Raw genomic sequence first — 13,682 nt, 5'->3', positions numbered from 1 at the left:
TAGGAGAATCCAGCCGTGCGCATCCCCCAGTCCCGGCTCACATCGGTAAATGTCAGATCCCCGTTGTTGCGAAACAGGTAGTTGGGAACTTTATATCCATGTAAGTTTTGAAGAATCTCAAGCCTATTTTGTTCATATTCTTCCTCATTGCTTGCTTGCCCGGCAAGGTGCATATCTGAGAGATAATCAAAATCGTTCATGGCTTTTGGATAACCATTGGTAACGAGGGCATCTTTTAACCCGTCATTGTCGAAATCCACAAACAGTGCCGTCCAGCTCCAGTGCGTATAGGCCACACCCGCCATTCTTGCAACCTCGCTGAAGATTACATCCCCGGCAGGACTCAACCCCTGGTTCATCTGGAGGGTATTTGTATTATAATGGGGATAAAAACCTCTTTTTCGAAGGTCCGTAAATCCTCCATAGGTATTAGACCCACTCATAATTTTTCGGGTAGGAAGATCTTCAGGCATCATGTCTGTCTGGAGGATGTCGGGCCACCCGTTGTTGGTATAATCAGCAATGTCAAGGCCCATACCGGCAAAACTGGTGTGCCGAAGCCATTCCGCTGCGCGGTCGGTAAATGTGCCATCCCCGTTGTTGATGTAAAGAACATCGTTTGGAGAGATGTCATTAGATACGTAAATATCGGGCCATCCGTCGCGATTCAGATCCTCTATGGCCACTCCCAGGCCATAACCCAGCTTTCTGAGCATACCTGCCTCTTCAGATATATTGGTAAAAGTTCCATCCCCGTTATTGCGATAGAATTGATCGTAGCCTGACGGGTTGGCCTCCTGTTGAACACCCATCGGCATGACGCCGGTTTCCCCTCTTGAAAATTCTTCGGGGGAGTTATTGAGAAGAAACAGGTCCAGGTCACCGTCCCGGTCATAATCCAAAAACGCTGATTGAGTGGTGAATCCGGGGTCGTCAATTCCCCATTCAGCCGCCTGTTCGGTGAAGGTACCATCTCCATTGTTAATAAACAGCAAATTACGCCTTTGATCAGCAGGAACCATTTTTGAGTTTGAAACCGAAACGTAGATATCGAGGTGATTATCTCCATTTATATCAACCATTACTGCACCTGTAGCCCATCGGTCCGTTCCTACACCGGCTTCCCCGGTAATATCATTAAACTGCATATCTCCCTGGTTGATGTAAAGTCGGCTGGAAACCATATTTCCAGTAAAATAGAGATCTGCGTGTCCATCCCCATCGATATCACCAACGGCCACTCCGGCTCCATTATAGATAAAGGGTTCATTTTCTGAATTCGATGAATCGGATGTGATGATAGTGTTGGTAAAAGTAATACCTGAAACATCCTGCGGAATGTCTTGCAGAATAGGAGTCGATTCATGGGGTGCACAGCCCGTTAGAATCACAAAAAAAGTTAAACCGAAACACCAAAAAAGTCTATGTAAAAAATTCATTGAGCAATTGAACAATAGTTCCATTAAAACCGCGCTATAGTATCACTTAATTTAATCAAAAATTATTGCATTGAAGTAACCAATGTACTGCCTCAAATCAAAGAAAAAACGTGTACTGTATATCTTAGTGATCCAACGCAAAAAGTATGTTTAACTTATCTTTCGAGTAGTGAAATAGCGTTAAACGCAGACTGAATAACGAGTGGTATTCCACCCCCCGGATGCGTACTGCCTCCAACCATGTATAGATTTTTGAACGCTCTCTCCTTATTTCGGGGACGTAAAAATGCAGCCATTCGGCTGTTTGATGAGGTTCCGTAAATACTCCCCCGGTTTGAAAGGTATTTTTCGTAAAAATCTTTCGGGGTAATCACTTTTTTTATTTCAATAGATTCATTCAGGCCTGCTAATCCTCTTGCCTCCAATTGCTTAATCAAAAAAGAGCTGTACTTGTTTTTAATAGTTTCCCAATCCTGTTCGTCTACATAGGGTGAATTGACAAGAATAAAGAGGTTAGAACTATTTTTTGGGGCGTGATTCGAGTCAGAATATGATGTATTTGCAATGTAAATTGTTGGGTCTCCAGGCATCGTTTTTTTATCAAAAATGTCCTCAAACTCTTTCTCATAATTCTCAGAAAAGAATATGTTATGATGTTTTAGCTGATCCCATTGCTTACTGCATCCCAATAAAAGTACAAAACCGGAGCAGGACGGCTCTATCGCTTGCTGTTTAGACTTTCGTCTTTTTGAAATGCTTGGGTCGGGCAAGAGGTTCAAAATCGTCTCAGTTGCATCAGCATTTGAGAAAAGGATATCAGTCGGGTAGATAGATCCGTCATCTTCTTGTATGCCAGTAACTATATCATCTTCAACTATAATTTTTCTAATCGATGTATTGAAGTTGAATCTGACTCCCATTTTCTCGCCAAGTTGGTGCAGCGATTCAGCAATTTGATACAAACCATCATTCACATAGTATCCGCCCTGGTTTAGTTCTACATGTGGGATGGCATTGAGTGTAGCAGGAGCCTTAAATGGGGAAGACCCATTATAAGTCGTAAAGCGCTTAAAAAACTTTCGGAGATAAGGCGAAGTAAATTGCTGATCTACTTTTTGAGAAACGGTCTTGAATGCATCAATGCCCAGAAAATCCTTGAAGTTCAGATTCCTGAGGTCACTAAAATCATAAAGGGGATTAAAGAGAAAAGCATCCGCTGTTTTTTGATATAATTCTTTAGAGTAGTTTAGAAATTTTTTATACGTGTCAGCGTCCCCGGGTGCAAAGGATTTTATTTGATTAACACTTTTTTCAGGTTCTGAATAGTTATCAAACAGGGTGCCATCGGGATAAAAATATCGACAAAGGGGTTCTAATTCGGAAAAAGACAGGTAATCGTATAGATCTTCACCGCAAGTTTCAAAAAGTTTATTAAGGATAAAGGGCATTGTCAACAGGCTGGGACCTGTATCAAATCGGTATCCTTTCTCTCGATATTGCTGCATTTTTCCGCCGGGAGTGGAGTTTTTTTCAAATAGGGTGACATCATAGCCCTTTTTCGCAAGGAGGGATGCAACGGCTAATCCGCCAATTCCGGCACCAATTATTGTGGCTTTTTTGGGCATTTGAGTGATAGTTGAAATGTTTGAAGAAGCGAGTCTAGTTAACGTGAGTTTTACTCATTCCGAAGTTCCAGTTTCGGAATACCTCCTTAGAAGATTCTGCTTCAGGTAATAGTAGATTGATTGTAAATTTGATTAGTAGAAGTATGAGTGAAAGCTAGAGCTTCCGTGTGTAGCGTTCCGAAGGAAGACCTTCTGGAACGAGTAAAGAACAATTGAAACATCATGTCTCCACTTAATGGGAGACTTATTTCTTCGTCAACCTGGCAACTGCTTCTATGTGATACGTCTGGGGAAACATATCTACCGGCTGTACCCGTTCGATGTTGTACACATTTTTTAACTCCTTCAGATCTCGTGCCATTGTGGATGGATTACAGCTGACGTAAACGAGTGTATCAACGGCTAAATCAGAAAGTTGCTGAACAACATCGGGATGCATTCCTGAGCGAGGAGGGTCTGTAATAATGCAATCTGGCTTCCCGTGTCTCTCAAGAAATAGTTTGTTGAATGTATCTTTCATATCTCCTAATACGAAGTCAACATTATCAACCGAATTTTCCCGAGCATTTTGTTTAGCATTTTCTACTGCAACTTCAACCAATTCAATTCCAACAGCGGTATCGACTGAATCGGCCATGAAAAGGGTAAGGGTTCCAACTCCACAGTAGAGATCAAAAAGGTTGGTACCAGCTTGTAAATCGGCAAATTTCTTAGCTACAGAATATAGCTTTTCTGCTTGCTGCGTATTGGTTTGGAAGAAAGCATTCGCATCAATTTTAAATGAATGTTGCCCAATTTTATCAACAATATATCCCGGACCGTGAAGTACTTTTTCATATCGGCCAACTGCTGTTGGATTCGGTTGATCGTTAACATTGTTAATGATTGTAGTGATCCCTGGAAATTCATTCAGCAAGGCCTCAGACATCGCGTTCATGATTCCTGGGTCATCTTTATACGTCACCAGGTTGACCATTGTATCATCTGTATGAAATGATGTGCGTATGACGAGATGTCGCATGAACCCGGTCTTTTCATGTGTATCAAAAGCGGGGATGGAGTTCTCTTTGCAATAAGACCGAACAAAATCCAGGAGATTGTAAGAGATTGGATTTTGCAGGTGACATTCTTTTAAGTTCAGAATCTTGTCGTATCTCCCGGGCGCGTGTAAACCTGCAGCTAATCCGGAATCGTCTACATATTTGTCAGCTTGGATCTCTTCGTCAGTGAGCCAACGCCGTGTGCCAAAGCTGTACTCCATTTTATTGCGGTAATAAAGATCTTCATCACATCCGATGATCGTTTTTACAATATCCGGATCCAATTCCGCAATTCGTTCCATATGATCACGTACATGCTGCTCCTTAAACTCAAGTTGCTTTTCATAGGGAATGTGCTGCCATGTACAACCCCCACAGGTATCAGCATGTCCACAAACCGGTTCAACCCGAATAGGAGATGGGGTCTTAATTTCAAGGACTTTTGCTTCCCTGTAACTCTTTTTTCTTTTGATGATTCTCGCTTCAACAATATCGCCGGGTGCGGTACCGGGCACAAATACAGCAATTCCATCGTGTTTGGCAATTCCTTTACCTTTAAACGCAGTTGATTCAATTTTCAGATCAACAACCTGGCCCTTCTTTAATGACATGCTTTTTAATTCTCTTTATTCAGATTTATTGTATTCTCGAAACATGATTGAAAATGCAGTTTCCAGATCAGTAGTTTTTTTGAGCTGATTCATGCTAAGTTCGAAACGTTTCATGGTTTGATTTGTAACCGCCTCCAGGAATTTTACGGCCGTTTCGGGATTGCGCTTTTTCAACGTTTCAAAATCTGGTTTAAAGAATCCCAGCAGAATACTATCCTTAAGGCACTGGGCCGTTGCCATCCTTGGAATTTCATAACCAATTGACATAATTCCAATCTCAGAAGGTGCTTGCAGGTCAACAGTAAACTTTTCTGTTTGATCGTTTTCAAGATTTTTGGAAACGACGAGCCTTACCCAGCCTTCCTCAATAAAATAGATACCCGCTCCCGGATCGTTTTGATGATAGATAAACTCACCCTCCTTAAATTTTCGTCGATGACAAAGCTGAAGGAGTTCATACCGCTCAAATGGTGTGAGATCCTGAAGGAGTTGAGATTTGAAAACAATACTTCCCTGGTTCCGGATTTTCTTTAAACTATTTTTCTTAAACATACAGGTATAATTTTAAAATGAATGACCGATTCCAAAACTAAAATACGCCGCTCGGTTCTCAAACCAACCTTCCTCTAAATCGTGAACTCTGAATGTTAAATCGAAACGAGCAACAATATATTCCCAGTCAAAACGAAGGCCAAAACCGGACCCGACAGCAATCTGTTTATAAAAGGAATCTAAGAAAAATCTGCCATCGTTAAGCAATTCAACATTTTCTTCATTACGAAAGGTGTTTTGCGGACCGTACCACACATTACCCGCATCAGTGTGCCAGGCAACCAGCCAATCAGCCCCCAAAACATTGCTGAGAACAATGTGTCTGAACTCCTTGAAAAGAGCCAATTTAATCTCACCACCTGGGATTGTCACTTCATCGGGACTAATTCCGCCCGGCCCGAGCCGAAATGGGTTCCAACCCCGGATGTCGTTGCTACCACCTGCAAAAAATCGACGATTGAGGGGTATTGTTTCACTGCCACCATATGGTTGTGCAATTCCGGCAAACCCTCTAAACGCAAAAACAGTATTGGGTGCAAGTGGAACATATCGCCTGTAATCGGCAGTAAGTTTGATATATCGACTGTAGGAGAGTGCGTTTGAGGAGATTCCAAATGGTGACGGGAGTGATCCTTCAACTGTGCCCGGAGTCACTAAAAACCGGTCGATAGAGTGTGGAATATTGCCGGCCAGTGCAAGAGAATACTCACTAAAGTAGCCGAAATCGCGTTGAATCAGGTCCGTATTTTGATTTCTTAGTGTATACCGAATGACAGATGAAAACTGCGGATCAAAATCCTGTTGAATTCTGAGCAGTTCGAATGAGCCCTGACCAAATTCATTTATCAAATTTTGACGAAACTGAGAGGATGGAGTTGTATCAACAATATCCAGTTCAATAAGGTCGAGGAAACTGGTTAAACGCTGAGAATGCCTGAACTCATATCTCAGGTTAAAGCGAACATCCGAATTAATATCAAAATAAAGCTGGTTAGACTGGCTGTAAGTGAGCGAATATCGTGTTCTTGCGCTCTCAATAAAATCGTAATCGGTCATAAAACCGAAGGGAAAATTCAATCGAGGCACCGAGTATTCGGCTCTTATTTCATAATTCTCAAAAATTTCCGCCCCGGTAGTGTTACGCCTGCCAAGACTGTCGCGCGGCGCTATTTCATTCAGTGTATTCGACGGTACAAATTCAAAATTTGTATTGATTCCAATTGTTAAATTTTCTGATCGACCAAACAGGTTGTTATTACTGTAATTTGCGCCAACACCGGTTCCAAATCCGTATCGTCTCATTCCAAAAAACTCCATTCTCAATGAATGTCTTGGAAGAGTTTGCAGATCGAAATAAACGGGAATCTCCTGACTCGAATAATCCGGCAGGGAGCTCTCTTCACTCAGCCCAAAACGGTCGATGACCATATTTCCAAGATTTTGGAAAGAATTTATGGATTGAAGGTAGGCCGATTGATCGAACCTGTCTCCGGGCGTGAATTGAATTTGCTCTGTTAAAACGCTGAATTCAGATTGAGCGGAATTTTGTTTTCTCATAAAGATGGAAAATCCGCTGTTTGTATAGGGCGGCCCAGTAACAGTTGTTGAATCATCAAACTGTTCCTGCTCATCGGGTCCCGAGAGATTTAGATGGACATCCCCGAACCTGTACAGGTCACCCGCCCTGATGGTAAAAAGTACATCAAGCTGCTGTGGACTCTCTTCGTCTTCACGAACTAAAGCACGAACTGAATCTCGTTGCGATGCAGCATACCCGTGATTCTTTAAAAAATCTATAATTCGAGTCTGTTCCTGCCGAAGTTCCTGGGCGCGATAGGGTTCCCTGTATACGAATGTGGAATCATTCAGCCGATCTCCGGAAAACGTACTCTGCTCGAAAAATTGTTCAACGGTTTCTTCATTTTCAAATTCAGGTAAACCGGTATAGGATACATTTCGTATGCTTGACCCCGGGCCTTCATCGATGATAAAGGAAACTTCATATCGATTTTCCCTGTATTCAACTACGGTTGTATCCACGCTGACATCAAAAAAACCGAGATTTTCGTAAAAAACCTCGATCCGGTCGATATCATTACCAACAACTTCGCGATCTAATAATGCAGGTTCCTCACCCACACCGAAGAGCTGATGAATATAGTACCAGGGAGTAAATCGGGGGATTCCCAAAAACTCCCTGTTATTTCGAGTTCGAACAAGAGTCTGTAAGGCAGTGTTAGAAACATTGTTGTTTCCAGTAAACCGCACAATTCTTACGACTTGATTTTCTTGTTCATCGTTTGATTCCTGATTTTGCTGCCCGTTATTTTGCGCATGTACCGAAAACGGCAATAGCACTAGCAGCGGCAGGTACAGAATGAGCGGTACGTAATTTCTCACACAATCAGATTAAAAGAGTCTAAATAGTCTTATCGCAGTGTTAACGTTTAGAGTTGCAAGAAATTGATTGCCGGTTGACAGGAATTAAACATCATCGTAGTCAAACCCTTCGTCTTCTTCTCCGTGAAAGAAATCTTCTTTTCGAATATAATCGGGCCAAATGTCTTCAATACCCTCGTAGATGGTTTCTTCGCCTTCTTCAATTTCATCGAGCTCATATAAGTTATTAATAGCCTGCTTAGGTAACCCGTTTCGTTCTGCCCATTCAATTAATTCCTCTCTCGTAGCGGGAAAGGGGGCTTCATCAAGTGCTGCGGCTAATTCTACTGTCCAAATCATAATTTATTTTAATCTTAGTCTTTTGTTACAAATATCTTCGAATAGCTATAAAACAGTTGTGGAGAAGAAATGCAAATAAATTCCGAAGAAAGTTAAAACATTTTTTCACATACATCTGTATACGGTTGGTAAATATTTTTTATCTTAAGGCTTGTCACATAATAACAATTCAATTAAATAAGGATTATTGTATGAGTATGCCAGGCGGTTTTGAAATGGTGATCATTGTTCTTGTGATCTTACTTCTTTTTGGTGCAAAACGAATTCCAGAGCTTGCGCGTGGAATCGGCCAGGGTATCAACGAATTCCGAAAGGCGTCCGATGATATCAAAAAAGAGATCGATAAAGGTAAAGAAGATGTCTCTAATTCCACCAAATACGAAGAAAAAGAAAGTACAGAACAAACCGAAAAAAAATAGCATTTCTACATGAAGAATCTGCTCTCCGTTCAAGAGCAACTACAATCAGGCAAACGAAAGGTTACTGATATTTGCGAGGAATATCTGCAAACCATCAAGGAGACGAATTCAGAGGTTAATGCCTTCGTTTCTGTTGATGATGAAGATGTTCGAAAACAAGCTACCAATATTCAACAGAAAATTGATGCCGGAACGGCCGGGAAACTGGCCGGAATGGTAATTGGGGTGAAAGATGTAATCTGCGAGAAAGGCAAGAAGGTAACTTGCGCAAGTCATATTTTACACAATTTTGAAAGTGTATATGATGCAACGGTTATCAAAAAGCTTAAAAATGAAGATGCCATTCTTATTGGGCGTACCAATATGGATGAGTTTGCGATGGGTTCCTCGACAGAGAATACCATCTACGGCCCGTCCAAAAATCCTGCAAATTCCGATTTTGTTGTAGGAGGCTCAAGTGGTGGAAGTGCCGCTGCTGTTGCAGCTAATATGTGCGATACATCTCTCGGATCTGACACCGGGGGGTCCATTCGCCAACCCGCCTCTTACTGCGGGGTGGTTGGTTTGAAACCAACATATAGCCGTGTTTCGAGGTATGGATTGGTGGCTTATGCCTCCTCTTTTGACTGTATTGGTCCGTTTTCAAAAAATGTGACGGATGCTGCTATACTTCTCGAACACCTGGCTGGTGATGATCCTATGGATAATTCGTCCTCAGCCAAACCGGTTGAGAATTACTCTGAGGCAGTTGCAGAATCATCCGGCAAATTAAAAATCGGTGTTCCCAAAGAGTATTTCGGGGAGGGCTTGGATGATGAGATACGGCAAGGAATAGAAGATCGGCTCAAAGAGCTTGAGAAAGACGGTGCTGAATTGGTACCCGTTACACTCCCACACATGAAGTACGGTATTGCCACTTACTACATTTTGGCAACGGCTGAAGCATCGAGCAATTTGGCACGATATGATGGCATTCGATATGGGCACCGTGCAGATTTTGAAAAAATTGAAGAAGAACTTTCTCTTGAACGAAAAGAATTAAAGAAAGCAGCCGGAACATCCACTGCCCTGGAAGCAGCAGATATCGATTCTCCATTAATTCGGCTCTACAAGAAATCCAGGACTGAGGGATTCGGAACTGAAGTTAAACGACGAATAATTTTAGGTACATACGTTCTCAGTGCCGGCTATTATGATGCATATTATGGAAAAGCTCAGAAAGTGAGACGCCTGATCAAGCAAGATTTTCTGGATGCGTTTCAACAAGTAGATGTAATCGTCTCACCAACAGCTCCTACAACAGCTTTCAAACTGGGTGAAAACCAGGATGATCCGCTTCAGATGTACTTAAATGATGTGTATACCATCTCAGCAAATCTTGCGGGAATTTGTGGAATCAGTGTCCCGGCGGGTACACATTCCAACGGACTTCCTTATGGAGTTCAGTTTATGGGAAATACATTTCATGAAGTGGATATTTTAAGAGCAGCTAAACAATTTGAGTCTCTCCAAAGTTAAGTATCATGAACCGCCTCAAAGACAAATGGATTCTGATCACAGGTGCTACCTCGGGGATTGGAAAAGCCTCGGCTGAAGTCTTTGCAGAATCGGGTGCAAACCTGATTATTACCGGCCGTCGCAAAAAGCGATTAAAATCCCTTCAGGAAAAACTTCAAACCGAACACTCTGTAAATGTTGAGACATTTTCTTTTGATGTCCGCGATCGGGAAGCGTGTAAGGCATGTGTGGACTCTATTGATCAGCCCATAGATATCTTATTGAACAATGCCGGCCTTGCTTCCGGAAAAGATTCCATTGATGAAGCTGATTTTGATGATTGGGACGCTATGATCGATACAAACATCAAAGGACTGTTGTCGATGACACGATTTGTTTCCGAGCGAATGAAACAGCGAGGTGAGGGTCATATAATTAATATCGGTTCCATTGCAGGATATGAAGCCTATCCCGGCGGATCCGTATACTGCGGAACAAAACACGCTGTGAAGGCAATTACACAAGCTGCCAAAATGGACTTAACAGGTACCAATATTCGTGTAAGTGCAGTTTCACCCGGGCTTGTGGATACTGAATTTAGTGAAGTGCGATTTCACGGGGACAAAGAGCAGGCAAAAAAAGTTTATAAAGATATGACTCCTTTAAGCGGCAGAGATATTGCTGAAATTATACACTTCGTTGCAAATCGCCCCCTGCATGTCAATATTTTGGATACCATTGTTTTCCCGGTTCATCAGTCATCAGCAAGAATTGTTGCCAGGCCGGATTAATGTAGTTCGGCTCGCTGAGCCGAAACGTAAGGTTGAAAACTTGTATCATCGGATATTTGCAGAGCCAGTCAAGCAGAAAGTAAATATGCCTGCTGAAACAAAAATTTTGCAAAATTATTAATGCGTAACGGGTCAGCGACCCGTTCTACTTTTTTAACGCCAATCTTACCTCTTGAACTAAGTATATCTTTCTACATGATTTATAAACGAATGTTCATAATACTCTTGCTGATTGTAGGTAGCTGCACATCGGATCCGGGTCTGCAATTCCAGGAACAGGGCAGAGAGGTGCCGGAGTTTTCAGCTGAACAGGCCTATCAATATATTGAAGAACAGGTTAATTTTGGGCCGAGAGTTCCAAACTCAGAAGCTCATCGTAAAGCTGTGCAATATTTCAGAAATCATTTTTTGGAGACAGCCGGTCAGCAATCTGTGTTTGTTCAATCCTTCCAGACAGAAGTTTATGGAGATTCTCTCCGGCTATATAACATTCTGGCATCGTTCGGAACGGATAAACAAGATCGAATTTTGTTGGCTGCACACTGGGATTCCAGGCCGAGAGCTGAAGAAGATCCAAATGATCCTGAATCGCCCATTCTTGGGGCGGATGACGGTGGAAGTGGTGTTGGAGTATTGATGGAGCTGGCGAACGTATTTGCCGAGAATGAGCCGCCTATTGGCGTAGACATTATTCTATTTGACGGAGAAGACTATGGCGAGCGATCAGATCTTGCAAACTATTTTCTCGGTTCAAGACATTGGGGGAATAATCCGCCTGTTCCCGGATATAGTCCAAGGTTCGGTATATTACTGGATATGGTAGGCGGACAAAATGCGCAGTTTCCAAAGGAGGGATACTCGATGGATTATGCACCGAATTTGGTAAATGAAGTATGGGCAATTGGACGGGAATTCGGGTATGATGACCTTTTCCCGGATGAAATCGGTAGCAGAATATCAGATGATCATTATATTGTTGAGAGACTCACAGGTATCCCGATGATCAATATTATTCATCACCGGATGTCACCTACAGGTGAACTTGAATTTCCTCCATATTGGCATACACAAAATGATGATATGGATATTATCGATCAGGAAGTGATGCAAGCTGTAGGTGATGTATTACTCGAATTGATTTATAACAGGATTCCACAATGAATTATTTAAGAGTAGAATTTGAACTGTCTGAAGACCTGCATGAGTTATTTATTGCTGAATTGATGGATATGGATTTCTATGGTTTTGAACAATTTGACGATAAGTTAGTTGCCTACATCGAAAAACAGAGATTTAATGATTCAAACCGGGAATATCTTGAACAGTTGGTTGCCGCTTATTCCGGAGATTCGATTATGGAATTTGAAGATATCCCGGAACAGAACTGGAATCAGTCTTGGGAACAAACCATTCAGCCACAACAAATTGGTAAATTTTTAGTAAAGCCTACATGGTCAACAGAAAGACCGGCTGATGATGAAATCGTTCTCGAGATCGATCCTAAAATGTCATTCGGAACCGGCTACCACACAACGACCCGGTTGGTATTAAAGCAAATCCAGGGCATGGATTTGAAAGATAAGGTGATTCTGGATGCCGGGACCGGGACTGGAATTCTTGCAATTGCTGCAATCAAATTAGGAGCCCGGAAAGCAATTGGTTTTGATATCGATAGCTGGAGTCGTGACAATGCTCATGAGAACTCATTTTTGAATAAAGTAAATGATTCTTTTGAGGTTCGGTTCGGCGGTATTGAAACAATTGATGATCATGAACTGTTTGATCTTATTTTGGCTAATATCAATCGAAATGTTTTGATCGAGATCCTTCCGGATTTGGTGAATCACTTAAACAATGATGGAATGATTTGCCTTTCGGGTTTGCTGCATACGGATGAAGATGCAATTCGAGATCGACTCTATGAAATGCCGGTACAAGTATCAGATGTTGAGCGTGAGGAGGAGTGGATTTTGATGGAAATACAAAAGGTGGCTGAATGAAATCCGCTTCAATTGACATTGGAACTAATACAGCCTTGCTATTGGTGGCTGAACTTAAAGATGGTAAACTCAAACCTATTGTAGAGAAGCAGCGTATTCCCCGACTCGGCAGGGGGGTTGACAAATCGAGGAACCTATCTCCTGAGAGCATGAAACGGGTATTGGACAACCTGCTTGAATACAAAGAGTTCCTGGATGAAAACTATCCCGGAGTGGCTTCAAGGGCAATTGTAACAGCAACGAGTGCTGTTCGTGATGCTTCCAATCGATCCGAATTTTTAGATCTCGTAAAACAAAAAACAGGTTGGGAGATCCGTTTATTAAGCGGTAAAGATGAAGCAGAGACAACTTATATGGGTGCACTATCTGTATTAGAGGGTTACTCAGATCAGGCCAACCTGATTTTAGATATTGGTGGCGGCAGTTCTGAGCTTGCTTTTGGCAAGGGATATGAATTAGAGAATGCGGTTTCAATCGATATGGGAAGTGTTCGGTTTACGGAGCGATTTTTCAATGCTAATCCACCAACGAGTCTACAAGTATCTAAAGCTGTAGAAGAAGTTCGACATCTGCTAAAATTGCAGCAAGTTCCGGATGGAAATTTTGAACTGATCGGAGTTGCAGGGACCATTACTTCTATTGCAGCTATTGAATTGCAATTGACTGAGTACGATGTAGATACACTAAATGGTTTCCACCTTAAAAAAGCATTGGTCAATCGATTCATTGATGAGTTTTCAAAAACGAAATGGGAGAACATAGAGAAAAAATATTCTCGATTTTTAAAAGGCAGGGGAGAAGTTGTATTAGCCGGGATATTAATTCTCAGAGAGGTGATGGATTGGAGCAACAAGAGTTCTATAGTGACATCAACCGGAGGTATTCGGCACGGAGTTCTTCTCAATTTGTTGACTAAATAAATATTTCTCAATCACACATATACCGTCTCCGAATTTGAAAGTCATTTAC

Annotated in this window: 12 protein-coding genes; 6 read left to right on the top strand and 6 right to left on the bottom strand. The window is 41.9% G+C overall.

From position 1 onward, the window contains the following. The 6 genes from L6773_RS14690 to L6773_RS14665 form a co-directional block, all read right to left on the bottom strand. On the bottom strand, positions 1-1,391 hold a 1,391-nt coding region (locus L6773_RS14690; RefSeq protein WP_237855198.1), incomplete at its 3' end, for an FG-GAP repeat domain-containing protein. A 203-nt stretch (positions 1,392-1,594) separates the two neighbouring features. Beyond that, positions 1,595-3,064 carry a phytoene desaturase family protein gene (locus L6773_RS14685; protein WP_237855197.1) on the bottom strand — a complete coding sequence of 490 codons (1,470 nt, stop codon included), beginning with the start codon at positions 3,062-3,064 and terminating at the stop codon, positions 1,595-1,597. A gap of 244 nt (positions 3,065-3,308) precedes the next feature. Further along, positions 3,309-4,715 carry a 23S rRNA (uracil(1939)-C(5))-methyltransferase RlmD gene (gene rlmD, locus L6773_RS14680; protein ID WP_237855196.1) on the bottom strand — a complete coding sequence of 469 codons (1,407 nt, stop codon included), beginning with the start codon at positions 4,713-4,715 and terminating at the stop codon, positions 3,309-3,311. Positions 4,716-4,730: 15 nt separating this feature from the next. Continuing rightward, positions 4,731-5,267 (bottom strand): cyclic nucleotide-binding domain-containing protein, encoded by a 537-nt coding sequence (locus tag L6773_RS14675; protein WP_237855195.1) that lies wholly within the window; start codon positions 5,265-5,267, stop codon positions 4,731-4,733. A 12-nt stretch (positions 5,268-5,279) separates the two neighbouring features. Beyond that, positions 5,280-7,667 (bottom strand): BamA/TamA family outer membrane protein, encoded by a 2,388-nt coding sequence (locus L6773_RS14670; RefSeq protein ID WP_237855194.1) that lies wholly within the window; start codon positions 7,665-7,667, stop codon positions 5,280-5,282. 84 nt (positions 7,668-7,751) lie between these two features. Then, the gene (locus tag L6773_RS14665) at positions 7,752-8,006 is read right to left on the bottom strand and encodes a DUF2795 domain-containing protein (protein WP_237855193.1); all 255 of its coding nucleotides are present in this window, start codon (positions 8,004-8,006) and stop codon (positions 7,752-7,754) included. Between the two features lie 191 nt (positions 8,007-8,197). Here L6773_RS14665 and L6773_RS14660 point away from each other — a divergent pair, with 191 nt between their 5' ends. The 6 genes from L6773_RS14660 (at position 8,198) to L6773_RS14635 (ending at position 13,633) form a co-directional block, all read left to right on the top strand. After that, positions 8,198-8,425, top strand: a complete 228-nt coding sequence (locus L6773_RS14660) for a Sec-independent protein translocase subunit TatA/TatB (protein ID WP_237855192.1) — start codon at positions 8,198-8,200, stop codon at positions 8,423-8,425. Between the two features lie 9 nt (positions 8,426-8,434). Next, the gene (gatA, locus tag L6773_RS14655; RefSeq protein WP_237855191.1) at positions 8,435-9,943 is read left to right on the top strand and encodes an Asp-tRNA(Asn)/Glu-tRNA(Gln) amidotransferase subunit GatA; all 1,509 of its coding nucleotides are present in this window, start codon (positions 8,435-8,437) and stop codon (positions 9,941-9,943) included. A 5-nt stretch (positions 9,944-9,948) separates the two neighbouring features. After that, complete coding sequence (locus L6773_RS14650; RefSeq protein ID WP_237855190.1) at positions 9,949-10,713, top strand: SDR family NAD(P)-dependent oxidoreductase; 765 nt, start codon at positions 9,949-9,951, stop codon at positions 10,711-10,713. A gap of 210 nt (positions 10,714-10,923) precedes the next feature. Then, positions 10,924-11,874 carry a M28 family peptidase gene (locus L6773_RS14645; RefSeq protein WP_237855189.1) on the top strand — a complete coding sequence of 317 codons (951 nt, stop codon included), beginning with the start codon at positions 10,924-10,926 and terminating at the stop codon, positions 11,872-11,874. Further along, positions 11,871-12,713 (top strand): 50S ribosomal protein L11 methyltransferase, encoded by an 843-nt coding sequence (gene prmA, locus L6773_RS14640; RefSeq protein WP_237855188.1) that lies wholly within the window; start codon positions 11,871-11,873, stop codon positions 12,711-12,713. Before L6773_RS14645 ends, prmA begins: the two co-directional genes overlap by 4 nt. Further along, on the top strand, positions 12,710-13,633 hold the full coding sequence (locus L6773_RS14635) for a Ppx/GppA phosphatase family protein (RefSeq protein ID WP_237855187.1): 924 nt from the start codon (positions 12,710-12,712) through the stop codon (positions 13,631-13,633). Before prmA ends, L6773_RS14635 begins: the two co-directional genes overlap by 4 nt. The last annotated feature ends 49 nt before the right edge of the window (positions 13,634-13,682 follow it).

The organism is Rhodohalobacter sulfatireducens, assembly GCF_022012475.1.
GTDB lineage: Bacteria > Bacteroidota > Rhodothermia > Balneolales > Balneolaceae > Rhodohalobacter > Rhodohalobacter sulfatireducens.
The sequence above is the reverse complement of the archived record's forward strand: the minus strand, read 5'-3'. Positions and strand labels throughout refer to the sequence as shown.

Bases quoted from the DNA above. Each gene is read 5' to 3' on its own strand.
- L6773_RS14660 (WP_237855192.1), top strand. From the start codon at position 8,198: ATGAGTATGCCAGGCGGTTTTGAAATGGTGATCATTGTTCTTGTGATC.
- prmA (WP_237855188.1), top strand. From the start codon at position 11,871: ATGAATTATTTAAGAGTAGAATTTGAACTGTCTGAAGACCTGCATGAG.
- L6773_RS14645 (WP_237855189.1), top strand. From the start codon at position 10,924: ATGTTCATAATACTCTTGCTGATTGTAGGTAGCTGCACATCGGATCCG.
- L6773_RS14650 (WP_237855190.1), top strand. From the start codon at position 9,949: ATGAACCGCCTCAAAGACAAATGGATTCTGATCACAGGTGCTACCTCG.
- gatA (WP_237855191.1), top strand. From the start codon at position 8,435: ATGAAGAATCTGCTCTCCGTTCAAGAGCAACTACAATCAGGCAAACGA.
- L6773_RS14685 (WP_237855197.1), bottom strand. From the start codon at position 3,064: ATGCCCAAAAAAGCCACAATAATTGGTGCCGGAATTGGCGGATTAGCC.
- L6773_RS14635 (WP_237855187.1), top strand. From the start codon at position 12,710: ATGAAATCCGCTTCAATTGACATTGGAACTAATACAGCCTTGCTATTG.
- L6773_RS14665 (WP_237855193.1), bottom strand. From the start codon at position 8,006: ATGATTTGGACAGTAGAATTAGCCGCAGCACTTGATGAAGCCCCCTTT.
- L6773_RS14675 (WP_237855195.1), bottom strand. From the start codon at position 5,267: ATGTTTAAGAAAAATAGTTTAAAGAAAATCCGGAACCAGGGAAGTATT.
- rlmD (WP_237855196.1), bottom strand. From the start codon at position 4,715: ATGTCATTAAAGAAGGGCCAGGTTGTTGATCTGAAAATTGAATCAACT.